We start from the raw sequence: 16,742 nt of genomic DNA, 5'->3' as shown, positions 1-16,742 counted from the left end.
CTCCTAAAAAAATTAGTATTCTAGATTAGTAATAGATCATAAATATAAAAAAACTCGAGACGAACGTTCACAGCATGTTGAATACAAGTGAACAATCGGCTCGAGTTTTTTAAACATAAAATGGAAAATATACTAGAATAGCAGAATTTATCAGCCCAATAGTAGATCCATTCGAGTCATTCACTCGTAGTCAAACAATTTACGGTCGTTTGGTAGAAACGCGTGAGCCCTATTCTCACAGTTATACGAGAGTCATGTATGAAATTATATTTAAGAACGAGATTGATTATAGCATAAATAATAAAGCTAGGAAATACTTTTTTCCGAACTTAATGAAAGGTTTTTTTAAAAACGTTCGTAATTTCCTTTAAATACCTTATATTTATCTCATAATTATAGTAATTTAGTGAAAATTCATAAAAAAACAAACCTCCTATGTTTTAATTAGAGGTTTGGTTTCAACAGTAAGCATTAATTTAGCAAAAGAATTATTTATCTATTGAAGCTAGGATATACATATGGTGTGCTTGGCTCTTCTACTTCTCTTAAAATACTATTTGTTACTATCGGAATTTGAAAGCCCATGTATTCTCCTTTTATTATTTCTCCACGGGCATATACCCACGTATCCATATCAAACTGATCTGCTTCGCTTGATTCAACCAATGTACCATACACTCCAGCATCTGCAGTACAACAGGTCATAGCAAAGCGTGCAACGACAATTTCGTTATCGTCGAAATCATCTTCTCTAAATACAAATCCAACAATTTCAATTTCTTTTCCTATAAAACGATCTAAGTATAGATCTAACACAGTCATAACATCTAGATAGTTTTCTTCTGTAACAGTAATAATATCCTCATGTTCTAGTTCTGCTGCAAACTGACTATAAAAATCGTTAAACCAATCTTGATCATATAAATCTTCAATTTGATAGTGCTCAATATCGTCTTCTTCACTTCCAAGGCCTTGGCTTTCATAATAGGCTTCTGGATCTTCTAAAAAGGCTTCGGCACGTGATAAGTTATTTACTTCTTCATCTACGAGATCATTATTAGCTTCCTCATCATAAACCTGAGATGAAGCAACATCATCATCTTCAATGATCTCACTAGATTGTGCAGAAGCTGGCGTTATCGTTAAGCCAGATCCATATTGTATTCCTCGGTTAGCTGCAAAATCGCTATTCAATGCTCTGTCAGGTAAAATAAATCCAAATAAAATTGGTAGAATAAATATACTGTATATCCCCAATTTAACTAAAGGAGGACCTTTAATTTGATGATCGTGATCACAATTGCAATGGTGGTCATGCTCATCCTTCTTTGATGTACTTCGAAAAATTTGAATGATACCTAATATAAAGAAGGTTACCATAGCGAAATAAACAAAAGGATGCATCGTTGGAGCAATATAGTAGATTAGATTTCCTGATAAGACAAGTCCGAGCATAAGCAAGGCAAAACCTATTAAAATAATTCCTTTTATATATGCATGGAATGAATGATCATATGTTTTTTTCATGAAAGGTCCCTCCTATAAAATTAAACCAAATAGAACCATAACTGCAGTGAATACAATGAAAGTGACCGTAATCATAAAGGTGATTACAAATCTAGCTTTAAAGAAAGCAAATAGCATAAAAGTATTCTTTAAATCTAGCATAGGTCCGTATGTTAAAAAGGCTACTTTAGACATGTCAGTAAATTGGTTACCGAAGGATGCAGCAACAAAGGCGTCAGCTTCTGAGCATAAGGATAATAAATAGGCAAAAGTCATCATCACAATGGTAGATGAATAAGGGTTTGTTCCGATAGTTTCTAAGATGGAACGATCTAAGAACGTTTGGAAAAGGGCAGCAATAAAAGCACCCATAATTAAATATTTACCCATCATGAAAAATTCGTCAACTGCATGATATAACGTTTGGCGAATTCTTGAAATAAAAGTTGGCTTTTCATGACCATGATGATGAACGTGATGCTCATGTGTATGAGGAATATCCCCTCGCAATTGCTGTGTATTTTTCCGGAAAATAAAGTAAAGTATTGCACCGATTATGATAGATAAAACAAATGCTAGTCCCATACGTGAATATAGGATTACATTTGTCTGCTCCCCTCTGAATGCATAATAAGTGGAAGCGAACACAATTGGATTTAATATAGGTGCTGCAACTAAAAATACTACGCCAACATGAAGTGGCATTCCCTTTTTAATTAGTCGACGAACAACAGGGACAATAGCACATTCACATAATGGCAAAATAGCACCAAGCATAGCTGCAGGAAGTAATGCTGCCATTGCATTCTTTGGGAGAAAACGCTGAATAGTTTCCTCTGAAACATAAATTTGTATTAAGGAGGAAACGAAAACACCTAATAAAATAAAGGGTATTGCCTCAAGTACAATACTTAAAAAAATTGTATTTACATTAATCCAATTACTGGATATATCATTTATTTGTTGATTATCATTTAAAATGTCGCTTATAAGAAATAAAATCAGAAACAGTAACAACAATAGGAAACCTAGTAAATCTCCGAAAATTTTCTTGTTTGTTTTCATGTTGGTATCTCCTACTAAAATATATTCATTTTCGATCTTTATTAGACTAATAGATATATAACATAATTGATAGATTAACGCTAATTAGTGTATCAGAGAATAAAGAGTTGGTAAATTGCCGTAAATAAATTGTTACACAAATGAAAAACGCCTGTGAACAAATTCAGACGTTTTCTCATAATTTTACACTATTTTATTGTAAAAGTAACTGGAAAAACTTTATACGTTTGATTATTCAACTTCCATAATCGTATTTGGATCAATTAAAGTAAACACAAGAATAGCAACAACAAAACAGTAGATAGCAAAATAAATTAATTTACTCTTCTTTAAGAAGTTAATAAGCCAAATGATACCTATCAATGAAAAAACAAAGGTCACAATAAAGGCTACAATCATATTAAATGTTCCAAGATTTCCAATCATTCCACTAGAGAAATCATCAAGAGCTAGCACTGTGGATCCTAATATAACGGGAATTGCTAATAAGAAGGAATATCTAACAGCTGTTTCACGGTTTAAACCAGCTAATAATGCTACAACTAAAGTAGCTCCTGAACGGGATATTCCTGGAAAAACAGCAATCGTTTGTCCTAGACCAACGAGAACGGAGTCCCCAAATGTCATTGACCCTTCTGTTTTATTTCCAGTTTTATGAAAACGTTCAATGAAAATAAGGGATAGACCAGTGACAATTAATGCTCCTGCAATAAAGGGAGGTGTTTTTATTGAGCTTGATGTCATATCTGTTAAAATTTTTCCAAGAACACCTGTAATTGCAGTGGCAATTAAAATGTAAATTCCAAAATAAAATTGTGTTCGATCGTCTGAACTTCGTTTTGCAATAAAACGAAAAAAGCCCACGATAACATTTAAAAGATCCTTCCAAAAATAAATCATAACAGCTAGTACGGAAGCGAGATGTAGAAATATTTCAAAAGATAATCCAGGGAAGGTATACCCGAATACCATTTGGGTAATGACAATATGTGCTGTACTAGAAATAGGTAAAAACTCTGTAATACCTTGGACAATCCCAAATATGATAGCTTCTATTAACGTCAAAAAAAATCTTCCTTTCTTATGTAGCGATATTATTATTTAAAATAAGGTATGGACTGCTTAACACTGCTTCCAATTCTATCAAATTTTTTTATAATGTGGAATGCTTTTAAAAAGCTTTTACAAAAATTTAATATCCTATTGTGTTGTTGCTAATCCATTTAATGAGTTGTGTAAACCTCTTATAATAGGTAGCCTTGTAAAAGAAAGAGGGCGTCTCCAAAAGCTCATACCTATGGACGCCCTTAAAATAACTTACTATTTAATAATTATTCACGATGCTGCTTGTATTCCCATTCTTTTGTAAGGCTTTGTAAGTATTTTCTTTTCTCTTCAGACAACGGAGAAACGTTAGCTGCCGATACATTTTCTAATAACTGATCTAGTTTACTTGCACCTGGTATAGCTGTAGCAACAACTGGATGATCAATAGTATAACGGAGAGCCATTTGTTGCAAGGACAGGTTATTTTTTTCAGCCTCTTTTATCAATTGATCCAATGTAGACTTTAGTTCATCTTCAGCATATTGTAAATATCCATCACTAGAAAGCTTTCTTTCAAAATTATTTGCAAGGAATCCCTTTGCTACAGGTCCTCGAGCAATGACGGATACGTTATGTTTTTCGATAAGGTCAAGCCATTCCTCCGGTCGGCGATCCAATAGACTATACTGCATCATAATACTAGAAATGTTAGACTTTTCAAGATACGTTTTTATCACATTTGGACGAATGGAGGAAATACCATAATAGCGAATGTTACCTTCCTGTACTAATTCTTCAAATGCCTCTATTGTTTCTTCAATAGGGTCATCCATCGTTCCTCCGTGTAATTGATACAGATCTATATAATCTGTACCTAGTCGTTGTAACGATTTCTTAACAGCTGTTTTTAAATATCCTTTCGTAGGATTCCAACGCCAACCGTCAATCCCTTCTCCCCATTCGTTTCCGCCTTTGGTGGCAAGAATAACGTCTTTCCTTTTATCTTTCAACGCTTTACCAACAGACTCTTCGTTCATTCCTTTTTCGTATAAATCTGCTGTATCGAAAAAATTTATTCCTTTTGAGATAGCTTCATGAATCATTTTTTCGTTACTTATTTGGTCACCTTTTAACGACATACAACCAAATCCAATTTCTGATACATATAGATTGGAGTGCCCCAATTTATTTTGCTTCATATTCTATTCTCCTCTCAACTTTAAAGGTTTATAACAAGATAGTACCAATCTTAAGAGAAACTCTCAAATACTTAGTTATTTCATTCTACCTAAACGAATATAGTAATTTAAATGGGGGGAGATAATGTGCTATTAGAAGAACGAGTACAGGTTACTGAAATTATAGAGGAAACAGACGAGATTATACGAATGAAGACAAGTGGTGGAATAGGGAAAGCGATTTTATATCGAAAGCTACATCCAAAGGTAATACCAGGAGACTGGGTAAACGTAAATATAACTGCAGCAGTATTGGGATTAGGCACAGGAGGATGGGATATTGTACGATCTGTTGTTGATAAAACGATGGTAGGTGAATCAGTAAAGAAAAAACACGGCCATATTATGAAACCAAGGTACTTAAGCGACCAACATAGTTTATTAACGGTAGAGTCACCAGAAAGTAAACATCACTCTTTATTTCAAAAGAAGTTAATGCTTGAGGGGAGAAAAGTATTCTTATGTGAATTACATAGCATGCTACCCATTGTTTATTTCCTTATGAAAATTATCAAAGAAAAGGAACCTCTTGTAGTTATTTTTAGCGATGAGGCTTCTTTGCCATTAGCTATGAGTCGCCACCTTTCCTATTTAAATAAACAATCTTCTTTTTTTTCAATAAGTACTGGGCAAGCATTTGGAGCTCAAGAGGAGTCAATTAATATTGTTACTGCCCTGCAATATATTAATGAAGTATTTGGTGAAGGAATGGTTTTAATTACGCTTGGACCAGGTGTTGTAGGAAGTAACTCTCACTATGGATATAGTGGCTTAGCTCAGGGGAATTGGGCTAATATGGTTGGTGCTTTAGGTGGTAAACCAGTTTGGATTCCGAGGATGTCAGGAGCTGATTCCAGAGAAAGGCACCAAGGTATTAGTCACCATACACTAACACCTTTAACTGAATTGACCTTGACAGAAAGTGTAGTGCCTATTCCGGTTGGTAATTATTCAGATAAATGGTTGAAAGAAAGTAGAGATTTCTTATCAGAAATTGATTATATTGATTTGCAAACTATATCAGAAGAGAAGCTCACTCCATATTTAGAGGAAGTTCAACGTTTATCTCCTTTCCCATTAACATCTATGGGGCGTACGATAGATAAGGATCCTCTTTTTTTCTTAGGAATTGCCGCAGCTGTCCAATGGTATTTTGATAGTGAGCACCATTCCTGTAAAGTGTGATATTGCTTCGACTGTTCCTTTAAAAAGTCCCGTATTTCCCATGACTTACCGGATAAAACCATCCCATTCCGTCGATGATAACACTTCATGTCCATCCTCCTCGTGAAAATAAGTCCATACTTTGATATGCTTATCATTATGAAAAAGGGAAGAATAAAAGAACTGGAGGAATGTAATGATGGAACGATTTACAGAAAAAACAATCAAAAAGGATTTAATTTATAAGGGGCGTATTATTGATTTATCCTTACATGAAGTGACATTACCAAACGGTGGGACGAGCAAACGGGAAATCGTAAATCATCCTGGGGCAGTAGCGGTGATAGCGGTGACAGAGGAAAATAAATTAATTTTAGTCAACCAATATAGAAAGCCGTTAGAAAAAGTAATTGCCGAAATACCAGCAGGTAAATTAGAAAAAGGAGAAGACCCACTAGAATGTGCCAAAAGGGAATTGGAGGAGGAGACTGGATTTATTGCTAATAAATGGACAGATTTAAGCTCTTTTTACACCAGTCCAGGATTTGCTGATGAATTGATCTATTTATTTTTGGCAGAAGAGTTAAGTGAAGGGACGGAAAATTTGGACGAAGATGAATTTGTAGAATGCTTTGAGGTCACACTAGACGAAGCAGAAAGACTAATTAAAAATCAATCTATCCACGATGCAAAAACGATAATAGCATTACAATATTTATTGCTGCAAAAAAAGTAGTTAAGGACCGGTGAATGGTATGCAAGAAGATAATTGGAAGGAATATTACACGGACTTACATATTCATATTGGACAAACAAAGTCAGGAAAACCAGTGAAAATTACTGCGTCTAAAAATTTAACTTTAGAACGTATTTTAGAAGAAGCTTCGTACAAAAAAGGTATGGAAATCATTGGTGTTATTGACTCTCATTCACCAGAAATATTACTTGAAATAAAAGAATTAATTGATAAGGGCCTTGCTTTTGAATATGTAGATGGGGGAGTGTGCTATCAGAATAAGGTGACAATAATCCTTGGATGTGAGTTAGAAATATATGATGAATCCTCTCAAGGACCTATTCATATTTTATGTTATTTTCCAACGTTAGAAATAATGAAGTATTTTTCCCAATGGTGTAAACAAAGAGTGAAAAATATACAGCTAAGCTCACAACGGATTTATACAACAGGTATAGAGCTTCAAAAAGTAGTGAAAGGGCTTGGAGGATGGTTCATACCTGCTCATGTATTTACACCGTTCAAAAGCTTGTATGGTAAAGGGGTTCACGTATCTTTACAAGAGGTTTTTGATCCAGCACTTATCGATGGTATCGAGCTTGGACTAAGTTCAGATACAGAGATGGGGGACAAGCTTATAGAATTAAAAAATTACACCTTTCTATCTAATTCAGATGCCCATTCAGCCAGTAAAATTGGAAGAGAACACCAGATATTAAGGTTAGCTAACCCAACATTTCGAGAAATAGGAAAGGCAATAATGAATGAAGATGGTCGAAAAATCACAAAAAATATAGGGCTACACCCAAAGTTAGGGAAATATTATCAAACGATCTGTCAAGTTTGCTCTTCTTATGTAGATAAGAATAATATTTGTGAAAAAGGTCATCAAGGCCAAATTATTCGTGGAGTTTACGATAGAATAATGGAGCTATCAGAAAAACAGTATCAGCTATTTGGAGAAAAACAGGCTGGTAGTAATAATCGCCCGCCATATGTTCATCAAGTTCCATTAGAATTTATTCCTGGATGTGGCTCCAAAACGATTGAAAAGCTTCTTTCTCTTTTTAAAACGGAAATGAAAATCATTCATGAAATAGAGGAAGAAGAATTATTAAAAGTTGTCCCAAAGAAAATGGCAAATCAAATAATCCAAGCGAGGTTAGGTAAACTATCGTTAAAAGAAGGGGGAGGAGGTACGTATGGAAAACTAATATAATTTAATCTATGTTTTATGTCATAGAATACTTCATAGATTCATAGACTTTGGTATAAGCAAAAAGTTAAGGTACTAGTTTTAACTGGTGACTATTGAATTGGTAGAAATCAATCAATAGAATCTTAATCCAAACTTATACATGCTAACTTTTCTATGAAACGAGGCGAAGTATCTATGAAACGTATGGGTGTAGTTAAGAGATCTTTTATAAATCATATAGAAGAAAACCGTTCTATTTATATGTTTACAATTGTATTACTAGTCATGGGTGTAATCTTTGGCGCTATTATTGTAAATAGCTTGAGCTTCTCTCAAAAGAATGATTTATACGCATATTTATCTTTATTTTTTAGAGAAGTAGAACAAGGGGAGTTTGCTAGTTCATCGGCCATATTTATTCAAACATTCATTCATTATAGTAAATATATTGGAGTAATGTGGGTATTAGGTTTAACAGTCATTGGTTTACCGATTGTCTTTATACTATTATTTATAAAGGGTTTAGTTGTTGGTTTTACAGTTGGCTTTTTAGTCAATCAAATGGGCTTTGATGGCTTTCTTGTATCATTTTTAGCAATTCTACCTCAAAACATTATTTTAATACCTGTTTTTGTAATGGTTACTACAGTTGCTACTTCATTTTCTATTCGTATATGGAGACAAATAACTAGTAGAGGTTATGAACCGATTTTTCAATACTTTCTGTCTTATTCCGTCTTTTTATTGTTTATAGGAATATTAATCGCAATCGTTTCCGCTTATGAGGGATATGTATCACCAACTATTTTAAGGCTAGTATTTCAATGGATAGGTTAATAATATAAGATTAAATTGAATTAGTTATCAAAAGATAATCGTTATAAAAATAATTTTATAATAATTCTCGTTTGACACTCTTTTTTCCCAAAGAGTATAATAAAGAAAACTTGGCGATTGGCAAGCCGTAAGGTGACAATAGCGTCTTGGTTGAGCTTATACTAAGTCACTTAGTCCTTTAGTACATAGTATTAGCGGCTTTTTGGGGGGGAAATCATGGAGCAGAGAATTGAAAGAATAAAAAAACAATTACATTCACAAAGTTACAAGCTAACACCGCAAAGGGAAGCAACAGTTAGAGTCTTGCTAGAGCATGAAGAAGATCATTTAAGTGCTGAGAATGTTTATATGCTAGTGAAGGAAAAATCACCCGAAATTGGTTTAGCTACAGTCTATAGAACTTTAGAGCTCCTAAGCGAATTAAAAGTAGTTGATAAGATTAACTTTGGTGATGGAGTTTCTCGCTACGACCTTCGCCAAGAAGGAGCAGCTCACTTTCATCATCACCTTGTTTGTATTGAATGCGGTTCAGTGGATGAAATTCAAGAGGATTTACTAGAAGATGTTGAAAAAGTTGTTGAAAAAGAATGGAATTTTTATATAAAAGATCATAGATTAACTTTCCATGGCATTTGTTATCGCTGTCGTGATAAGAAAGAAGAATAAATGTAAAGACCTTGCTTTAAAAAAGTAAGGTTTTTTTGTTTTGTTACGATCTTTAATCAAATTTTTCGTAAAATTGCTTCAAGAAGGTATAGAACTTGTCTTCCCTGTCATATTCTTTACTAGAATCATTTTTATTTTGTAAAGGTGTGAGAAAAATGAATAGAATAAAAAGTATGATTGATGCTTTATGGATATTTTTTATATTTATTGGGTGCACGCTAATTTTTTATTATGGTATTCTATGGGTGAGTGATGAATATAGGGATTACCACCGCTACGATGAACCTAAGGGTAGAGCTGTTAAAGTGGTGCAACAGGACAATATAGAATCGATTTTTGAACAATCGATGGAGAGACTACATTTATTCTTAAGGCATGGAGAATAAGGAGAAAGAATTCCATTGATATAATTTTAGACTAGCTATTGAAACACTATAAGAGGATGTTCAAAAAGTCCGGGAAAAATATCTGTCGAATCTCTGCGTTGGCTTGCTTTTCCGTACCTCACGTATTAAAAGCATACGCTACGGTACTCAAAGCTTCGCCGCCTTGATCTTTCGACGCACAGGACGTGCTAGTGTCGGCGTTGCAACAGGACGTTGCATCTTTAGCCGACTCGGTTATTTTTATCCTCCTTTTTGAACACGCACTTTAAGTATGATAAAGGTGGAGATGGAATTGTGATAGAGGAAGTAGAATTATTTATTACATTTTTACAGGAAGAAAAAGGACTTTCAAAAAGCACAAAAGAAGCTTATTACAGAGATTTAAATCACTATTCCTCTTTCTTAGAAAAACTAGGTGTGTTAAAGGTCGATGACATATCAAAAATTGAGATTTTGCAGTACATCCAGCACATGAAAGATCAAGATAAAGCTGCAACGACAATTGCAAGAGCTTTATCTTCAATTCGTTCGTTTCACCAATTTTTATTTAGAAAGTCATTTTGTAAACAAGATCCATCTATACATATTAAAATTCCTAAAGTTGCAAAAAAATCGCCAGAAATCCTTACTCCGTCTGAGGTGGAGTCATTATTGTCAACCACAGTGAGAAACGTTTCATTGGATGATCGTAATAAGGCAATGCTAGAGGTTATATATGCAACGGGATTACGAGCTTCTGAATTATGCCAACTAACTGTATCTGACATTTATTTAAAAATGGGCTTTATTCGATGTAATGGAAATAAAGAAAGGAATATCCCATTAGGCAAAAGTGCCGTTCAATCTTTAGAAAAGTATATTCAAGAGGGAAGAGTTAACCTAATAAAAAATAATCAGCATGATTTCCTCTTTGTTAATCATCATGGTACACCCATAACAAGGCAAGGTTTTTGGAAAATATTGAAGACATTATCAAAAGCTGCAAATATAAAGAAGGATTTAACACCTCATACATTAAGACATTCCTTTGCTGCCCACCTTTTACAAAATGGTGCTGATATTAGACTTGTTCAAGAAATGTTAGGTCATGTAGATATTTCCTCAACGCAGTTATATGTTCAACATTCTAAACTTAAAATGAAAGAGGAGTACATACGATATCATCCAAGGGCATAGGTCTACCCTGAAAATATAACCGATTCGAATAAATATTGAACAAGCTTTTAAAGAAAACTAATCATTGTTAATGAATTTACAATTTTACGGATTATAAACCTTAATTCTAGGAGGGATTGAATAATGAACACTACTCGTTATAAACGAGTTTTTCTTATTGTAATGGATTCTGTAGGTATTGGTGAAGCTCCTGATGCGAAAGAATTTAACGATGAAGGTGCGGATACGTTAGGTCATATCGCGGAAAAAATGAATGGACTACATCTACCACACCTTGATCGATTAGGTCTAGCACATATAAAAGATTATCAAGGGGGAACTAAGGAAAATCCTCCTTTAGCACACTATGGCAAAATGGAGGAAGCATCAGTAGGAAAAGATACGATGACAGGCCACTGGGAAATTATGGGTCTATACATTGATCAGCCATTTCGAACATTTCCCGAAGGATTTCCACCAGAGCTTATAAAAGACCTTGAAAGGCGAACAGGTAGAAAAATAATTGGAAATAAACCAGCTTCAGGTACAGAAATATTAGTTGAACTAGGAGAAGAGCATATGAAGACTGGTTCACTTATAGTATATACATCTGCTGATTCTGTCCTTCAGATTGCAGCACATGAGGAGATCGTACCAATTGAAGAATTATATAACATATGTAAAATTGCTAGAGAAATAACTCTCGATGAAAAATACATGGTTGGTCGTGTAATTGCTCGACCATTTGTAGGAACTTCAGACAATTGGGAAAGGACAGCAAATCGTCATGACTATGCTTTAAAACCTTTTGGACGCACAGTCATGAATGAGTTAAAGGATAATGGATTTGAGTCTATTGCAATAGGGAAAATTACAGATATTTATGATGGGGAAGGTATTACAAAGACACTTCGTACCATCTCAAATATGGATGGGATGGATAAACTAAATCAATCAATGGAGATGGATTTTAATGGATTGAGCTTTGTAAACCTAGTGGATTTTGATGCGAAATTTGGTCACCGAAGAGACCCTATTGGATATGGAAATGCTTTAGAGGAATTTGATAGTCAACTTGCTACTATTATAGAAAACTTAAAAGAGGATGATCTGTTGATGATTACAGCAGACCATGGGAATGATCCTACTCATCAAGGTACAGACCATACGAGAGAGTACGTACCACTCCTTGTATATAGTAATGATATTAAAACCGCTAGACCTCTGGGAACACGGAAAACCTTTGCAGATATTGGTGCAACAATTGCAGATAACTTTCAAGTACCGTTACCAAAGTATGGAACGAGTTTTTTAAGCGAAATGGAATAGGGGAGAAGAATATATGTCTACATTAGAAAAGCTTAAACAAGCAGAGAAATACTTAAAGGAAAAGATTTCAAGAAAACCTAAAGTTGGGTTAATTCTAGGATCTGGATTAGGGGTATTAGCAGATGAAATTTCAGAAGCTATTGTTATTCCGTATCAGGACATACCTGGCTTTCCAACGTCAACTGTAGCTGGACATAAAGGTCAGTTAGTATTTGGTAATTTAGAAGGTACAGAGGTTGTTGCAATGCAAGGTCGATTTCATTATTACGAAGGTTATTCAATGGAACTTGTAACGATGCCTGTTCGTCTTATGAAATCCATTGGTGTGGAATCAGTCATTGTCACTAATGCAGCTGGTGGTGTGAACGAAGCATTTAAACCAGGAGATTTAATGCTTATCCAGGACCACATTAACATGTTCGGTACAAACCCACTTATTGGACCAAATGACGAAGAAGTTGGAGTTCGCTTCCCAGACATGTCAAAAGCATATACTCCAGAACTTTTTGAGATAGGAAAAGAAGTGAGTAATGAACTACGTATACCTGTAAAAGAAGGGGTATATGTAGGGAATACAGGACCAACTTATGAAACACCTGCAGAAATTAGAATGCTTCGTACATTAGGTGGGGACGCTGTTGGTATGTCTACTGTTCCAGAGGTTATAGTTGCAAGACACAGCGGATTAAAGGTGTTAGGTATATCTTGTATATCTAATATGGCTGCAGGAATTTTAGATCAACCATTAACACATGAAGAAGTAATGGAAACAACAGAAAGAGTTAAATCTCAATTTTTGAGCTTCGTTAAAGAAATAGTAAAGAGATTGTAATAGGAGGTAGTGAGATGAGATTAGAACAAATGATGGAAGCAGTAGAATTTATTAAAAACAAAGTTGATTTTACTCCACAAATAGGTATGATCCTAGGGTCCGGCCTAGGTGAATTGGCAGAGGATATTGAAGATCCAGTGGAAATTTCGTATAAAGATATTCCACATTTTCCTTCATCGACTGTTGTAGGTCATAAAGGTCAGCTTGTTATCGGGTATTTAGAAGGAAAGCGTGTGGTTGCCATGCAAGGACGTTTTCATTATTATGAGGGATATTCTATGCAGGAGGTGACCTTACCTGTAAGAGTAATGAAGCTTCTAGGCTGCGAAAGTTTAATTGTAACAAATGCTTGTGGTGGAATGAATGAAAAGTTTCAACCAGGAGACTTAATGTTAATTGAAGACCACATTAATTTTACAGGGGCAAACCCATTAATTGGTCATAATATTGATGAGTTAGGACCGAGGTTTCCAGACATGAGTCATGCATACACACCACAACTAAGAGAGCATGCACAAAAGGTTGTGGAAAATTTGGACTTTACATTACAACGGGGGGTATATGCCGGTGTAAGTGGTCCAACGTATATGTCCGCAGCAGAGCTAATTATGCTAAGGAAACTTGGGGGAGATGTTGTAGGTATGTCGACGGTCCCTGAAGTTATTATTGCGCGACACATGAACATGAATGTATTAGGGATTTCATGTATTACAGATATGGCCATAGGTGAAACAATTGAAGGAATTACTCATGAGGAAGTGATGGAGGTTGCAGAAAGAGCTAAGCCTCGTTTCAAAAGCCTTGTACGTTCTGTGCTGAAGGAAGGGAATGACCAGGTCTGGAGTATAGTCGAGGAGGTTTAGTACTATGAGAATGGTGGATCTCATTGAAAAGAAGAGAGATGGAAATCAGTATACAAAGGAAGAAATAGACTTTATTATTCAAGGCTATACAGATGAAACGATACCAGATTATCAAATGAGTGCATGGGCTATGGCTATTTATTTTCAAGGAATGGCTTCCGAAGAAACAGCATTCTTGACAGATGCCATTGTACGTTCGGGAGAAACAATTGATTTATCAGCTATACATGGCATAAAGGTAGACAAACATAGTACTGGTGGAGTTGGTGATACCACTACCATAGTTTTAGCACCATTAGTTGCTTGCTTAGGTGTTCCAGTTGCAAAAATGAGTGGACGGGGCTTAGGCCACACAGGGGGAACCATTGATAAGCTTGAGTCTATTCCTGGTTTTAGTGTGGAGTTAACTAATAACAAATTCATAGATTTAGTAAATAAAAATAAAGTAGCAGTAATTGGCCAAACAAAAAACTTAACTCCAGCTGATAAAAAGCTATATAGTTTACGTGATGTTACTGCAACGGTAAATTCTATTCCCCTTATTGCAAGTTCTATTATGAGTAAGAAGTTAGCTTCAGGTGCAGATGCTATTGTATTAGATGTTAAAACTGGAGCAGGTGCCTTCATGAAGGAGCTAGATGAAACGAAAAAACTAGCAGAAGCGATGGTTAATATAGGACGAGATCTAGGGAAAAAGACTTCAGCTATCATTTCTGATATGACTCAGCCACTAGGTTATGCTATTGGAAATGCTTTAGAAGTGAAAGAAGCTATAGATACTTTAAAAGGAGAAGGACCAGAAGATTTAACAGAGCTATGCTTAACATTAGGTAGTCATATGGTTGTTCTTGCTGAGAAGGCAAATAGCCTTGACGAAGCTCGTAAAAAATTAGTGCAAGCAATTACGTCAGGTGAAGCATTAGAACATTTAAAGATATTTATTGAAGCACAACAAGGTGACTCATCTGTAGTTGACAATCCAGAAAAACTCCCAGAAGCGAAATATAAAGTAAATATTAATGCAGAAAAGGAAGGTTATATTTCATCCATTGTTGCTGATAAAATAGGTACAGCAGCCATGATGATTGGTGCTGGAAGGGCTACGAAATCCTCCACAATTGATTTAGCGGTTGGGATAGAACTACGAAAGAAAATTGGAGATAAAGTATTTGATGGTGATTCACTAGCTGTTATTCACGGAAACGAAGTCCCATTAGATAGTTATATAAAAAGAATAAAGGAAGCTTTCATAATATCAGAAAAACAAGTAGATAAACCCCAGTTAATCTACGATATTATAGCAGAATAAATAAATCTAAGTGAAGGGATACCCTCTCACTTAGATTTATTTTTTTCCCTTTACCAGACGGTATATTCTTTCACTGTTAGGGCAGAATGGTAAAGAAAAAGAATGGAGGGATTGGTTTGAGAAAATCGTTCATTGTTTTTTTACTAGGTTTATACATTTTTATGGGGGGCGGGTTATCAGTAAATGCTGAAGAAGCAACTGTTGAACTTGCAGATCAAGCAACCTCAGCTATACTCATTGAAAGAGATACTGGAGAAGTGTTGTATGAGAAAAATAGTAAAGAGGAATTACCTCCTGCAAGTATGACGAAAGTAATGACAATGCTATTAATTATGGAAGCTATTGATTCAGGAAAGATTACTTGGGATGAGAAAGTAAGAACAAGTGAAAGAGCTGCCTCAATGGGTGGATCACAAATTTTCTTAGAACCTGGAGAAGAAATGACTGTTGAGGAAATGATGAAAGGTATTGCCATTGCTTCAGGAAATGATGCATCTGTTGCTATGGCTGAACATTTAGCAGGTTCTGAGGAGCAGTTTGTTCATTTGATGAATGAGAAAGCAAAGGAACTTGGATTAGAAAACACTAATTTTGTGAACTCAAATGGATTACCTGGGGAAAATCACTATTCATCTGCTTCAGATTTAGCGAAAATGGCTCAAGCACTCTTAAAGTATGAGGAAATTACAAAATACACAAGCTTGTATGAAGATTATCTACGTGAGGATTCAGAAGATAAGTTTTGGCTTGTTAACACAAATAAATTAGTAAAGTTTTATCCAGGTGTAGATGGATTAAAAACGGGATTCACTAGAGAGGCTAAATATTGTTTAACAGCAACGGCAAATAAAAAGGGAATGCGAATTATTGCTGTTGTCATGGGTGCACCTACACCGAAGGATCGAAACCGACAAATTACTGAAATGCTTGACTATGCATATAGTCAATATGAACTTCAACGACGATACGAACGTGGAGATTTGTTAGGAGAAGCAAAAGTAAGTAAAGGAAATACAGTGACTGTACCAGTGCAAGCAGCTGAAAATATATCATTATTATTGAAGAAAGGTGAGTCTCTAGATGGGGTAACAGAACGTCTAGATTTGACACAGCCTGTAGCTGCTCCAGTTAAAAAAGGAGATCCAATAGGAAAACTTTACATCGAGAAGAATGGAGATGTATTGACTGAAACGGTTGTTGTTGCACAAGAAGAAGTGGGGGAAGCCAGCTTGTGGACATTAATTAAACGAACTACGTCAATTCTCGTCGGTAAAAATGCTTTTTAATTCATCGTATTCCTTCTACTTTTGACGAAAGGACACTAGTTTTGTTTTTAGGAAGGAAACTTGTATGACAATCAAGAAACTTTAGGTCATGAAAGACCCAAATTTCCTCTGGGAGAGAGGGATCT

General features: G+C 35.2%; 16 protein-coding genes and 1 riboswitch. Of the genes, 12 read left to right on the top strand and 4 right to left on the bottom strand.

Annotated elements, in window-relative coordinates:
• Positions 1 to 167: 167 nt before the first annotated feature.
• Positions 168 to 269: riboswitch (purine riboswitch) on the bottom strand.
• A gap of 223 nt (positions 270 to 492) precedes the next feature.
• The 4 genes from QA612_RS09300 to QA612_RS09285 form a co-directional block, all read right to left on the bottom strand.
• Positions 493 to 1,527, bottom strand: a complete 1,035-nt coding sequence (locus QA612_RS09300; RefSeq protein WP_278283516.1) for a TIGR03943 family putative permease subunit — start codon at positions 1,525 to 1,527, stop codon at positions 493 to 495.
• Positions 1,528 to 1,539: 12 nt separating this feature from the next.
• The gene (locus tag QA612_RS09295) at positions 1,540 to 2,571 is read right to left on the bottom strand and encodes a permease (RefSeq protein ID WP_278283515.1); all 1,032 of its coding nucleotides are present in this window, start codon (positions 2,569 to 2,571) and stop codon (positions 1,540 to 1,542) included.
• A gap of 231 nt (positions 2,572 to 2,802) precedes the next feature.
• Entirely contained in the window at positions 2,803 to 3,636 is an 834-nt protein-coding gene (uppP, locus tag QA612_RS09290; RefSeq protein WP_278283514.1) for an undecaprenyl-diphosphatase UppP, read from the bottom strand.
• Positions 3,637 to 3,902: 266 nt separating this feature from the next.
• Positions 3,903 to 4,817: an aldo/keto reductase gene (locus QA612_RS09285; protein WP_278283513.1), complete on the bottom strand. Its 915-nt coding sequence runs from the start codon at positions 4,815 to 4,817 to the stop codon at positions 3,903 to 3,905.
• Positions 4,818 to 4,943: 126 nt separating this feature from the next.
• On the opposite strand from QA612_RS09285, the gene QA612_RS09280 reads away from it, so the two are divergent.
• The 12 genes from QA612_RS09280 (at position 4,944) to QA612_RS09225 (ending at position 16,617) form a co-directional block, all read left to right on the top strand.
• The gene (locus QA612_RS09280; protein WP_278283512.1) at positions 4,944 to 6,041 is read left to right on the top strand and encodes a DUF3866 family protein; all 1,098 of its coding nucleotides are present in this window, start codon (positions 4,944 to 4,946) and stop codon (positions 6,039 to 6,041) included.
• 178 nt (positions 6,042 to 6,219) lie between these two features.
• The gene (locus tag QA612_RS09275) at positions 6,220 to 6,756 is read left to right on the top strand and encodes an NUDIX hydrolase (RefSeq protein WP_278283560.1); all 537 of its coding nucleotides are present in this window, start codon (positions 6,220 to 6,222) and stop codon (positions 6,754 to 6,756) included.
• Between the two features lie 19 nt (positions 6,757 to 6,775).
• The gene (locus tag QA612_RS09270; protein WP_278283559.1) at positions 6,776 to 7,975 is read left to right on the top strand and encodes an endonuclease Q family protein; all 1,200 of its coding nucleotides are present in this window, start codon (positions 6,776 to 6,778) and stop codon (positions 7,973 to 7,975) included.
• Between the two features lie 174 nt (positions 7,976 to 8,149).
• Positions 8,150 to 8,791, top strand: a complete 642-nt coding sequence (gene spoIIM, locus QA612_RS09265; protein ID WP_278283511.1) for a stage II sporulation protein M — start codon at positions 8,150 to 8,152, stop codon at positions 8,789 to 8,791.
• A 216-nt stretch (positions 8,792 to 9,007) separates the two neighbouring features.
• A complete protein-coding gene (fur, locus tag QA612_RS09260; protein ID WP_278283510.1) occupies positions 9,008 to 9,457 on the top strand; it encodes a ferric iron uptake transcriptional regulator in 450 nt (149 codons plus the stop codon).
• A gap of 155 nt (positions 9,458 to 9,612) precedes the next feature.
• Positions 9,613 to 9,843, top strand: a complete 231-nt coding sequence (locus QA612_RS09255; protein WP_278283509.1) for a YqzK family protein — start codon at positions 9,613 to 9,615, stop codon at positions 9,841 to 9,843.
• A 294-nt stretch (positions 9,844 to 10,137) separates the two neighbouring features.
• Positions 10,138 to 11,019 carry a site-specific tyrosine recombinase XerD gene (gene xerD / locus QA612_RS09250; RefSeq protein ID WP_278283508.1) on the top strand — a complete coding sequence of 294 codons (882 nt, stop codon included), beginning with the start codon at positions 10,138 to 10,140 and terminating at the stop codon, positions 11,017 to 11,019.
• Positions 11,020 to 11,142: 123 nt separating this feature from the next.
• Entirely contained in the window at positions 11,143 to 12,327 is a 1,185-nt protein-coding gene (gene deoB / locus QA612_RS09245; protein ID WP_278283507.1) for a phosphopentomutase, read from the top strand.
• A gap of 13 nt (positions 12,328 to 12,340) precedes the next feature.
• Positions 12,341 to 13,159 (top strand): purine-nucleoside phosphorylase, encoded by an 819-nt coding sequence (locus QA612_RS09240; RefSeq protein WP_278283506.1) that lies wholly within the window; start codon positions 12,341 to 12,343, stop codon positions 13,157 to 13,159.
• A 14-nt stretch (positions 13,160 to 13,173) separates the two neighbouring features.
• Positions 13,174 to 14,022, top strand: coding sequence for a purine-nucleoside phosphorylase (locus tag QA612_RS09235; RefSeq protein ID WP_278283505.1), 849 nt, complete (start codon positions 13,174 to 13,176; stop codon positions 14,020 to 14,022).
• Between the two features lie 4 nt (positions 14,023 to 14,026).
• Entirely contained in the window at positions 14,027 to 15,331 is a 1,305-nt protein-coding gene (locus tag QA612_RS09230) for a pyrimidine-nucleoside phosphorylase (protein ID WP_278283504.1), read from the top strand.
• A 116-nt stretch (positions 15,332 to 15,447) separates the two neighbouring features.
• Positions 15,448 to 16,617, top strand: coding sequence for a D-alanyl-D-alanine carboxypeptidase family protein (locus QA612_RS09225; protein WP_481804431.1), 1,170 nt, complete (start codon positions 15,448 to 15,450; stop codon positions 16,615 to 16,617).
• Positions 16,618 to 16,742 lie beyond the last annotated feature (125 nt).

It is taken from the genome of Evansella sp. AB-P1 (assembly GCF_029688925.1).
Classification (GTDB): domain Bacteria; phylum Bacillota; class Bacilli; order Bacillales; family Salisediminibacteriaceae; genus Evansella.
Note: the sequence above shows the minus strand (reverse complement) of the source record. Positions and strands in the feature narration are given on the sequence as shown.

Excerpts from the sequence above, each read along its gene's own strand:
- fur (WP_278283510.1), top strand. The coding sequence starts at position 9,008 with ATGGAGCAGAGAATTGAAAGAATAAAAAAACAATTACATTCACAAAGT.
- QA612_RS09285 (WP_278283513.1), bottom strand. The coding sequence starts at position 4,817 with ATGAAGCAAAATAAATTGGGGCACTCCAATCTATATGTATCAGAAATT.
- QA612_RS09275 (WP_278283560.1), top strand. The coding sequence starts at position 6,220 with ATGGAACGATTTACAGAAAAAACAATCAAAAAGGATTTAATTTATAAG.
- QA612_RS09255 (WP_278283509.1), top strand. The coding sequence starts at position 9,613 with ATGAATAGAATAAAAAGTATGATTGATGCTTTATGGATATTTTTTATA.
- spoIIM (WP_278283511.1), top strand. The coding sequence starts at position 8,150 with ATGAAACGTATGGGTGTAGTTAAGAGATCTTTTATAAATCATATAGAA.
- QA612_RS09240 (WP_278283506.1), top strand. The coding sequence starts at position 12,341 with ATGTCTACATTAGAAAAGCTTAAACAAGCAGAGAAATACTTAAAGGAA.
- QA612_RS09235 (WP_278283505.1), top strand. The coding sequence starts at position 13,174 with ATGAGATTAGAACAAATGATGGAAGCAGTAGAATTTATTAAAAACAAA.
- QA612_RS09295 (WP_278283515.1), bottom strand. The coding sequence starts at position 2,571 with ATGAAAACAAACAAGAAAATTTTCGGAGATTTACTAGGTTTCCTATTG.
- QA612_RS09230 (WP_278283504.1), top strand. The coding sequence starts at position 14,027 with ATGAGAATGGTGGATCTCATTGAAAAGAAGAGAGATGGAAATCAGTAT.
- QA612_RS09270 (WP_278283559.1), top strand. The coding sequence starts at position 6,776 with ATGCAAGAAGATAATTGGAAGGAATATTACACGGACTTACATATTCAT.
- deoB (WP_278283507.1), top strand. The coding sequence starts at position 11,143 with ATGAACACTACTCGTTATAAACGAGTTTTTCTTATTGTAATGGATTCT.
- QA612_RS09300 (WP_278283516.1), bottom strand. The coding sequence starts at position 1,527 with ATGAAAAAAACATATGATCATTCATTCCATGCATATATAAAAGGAATT.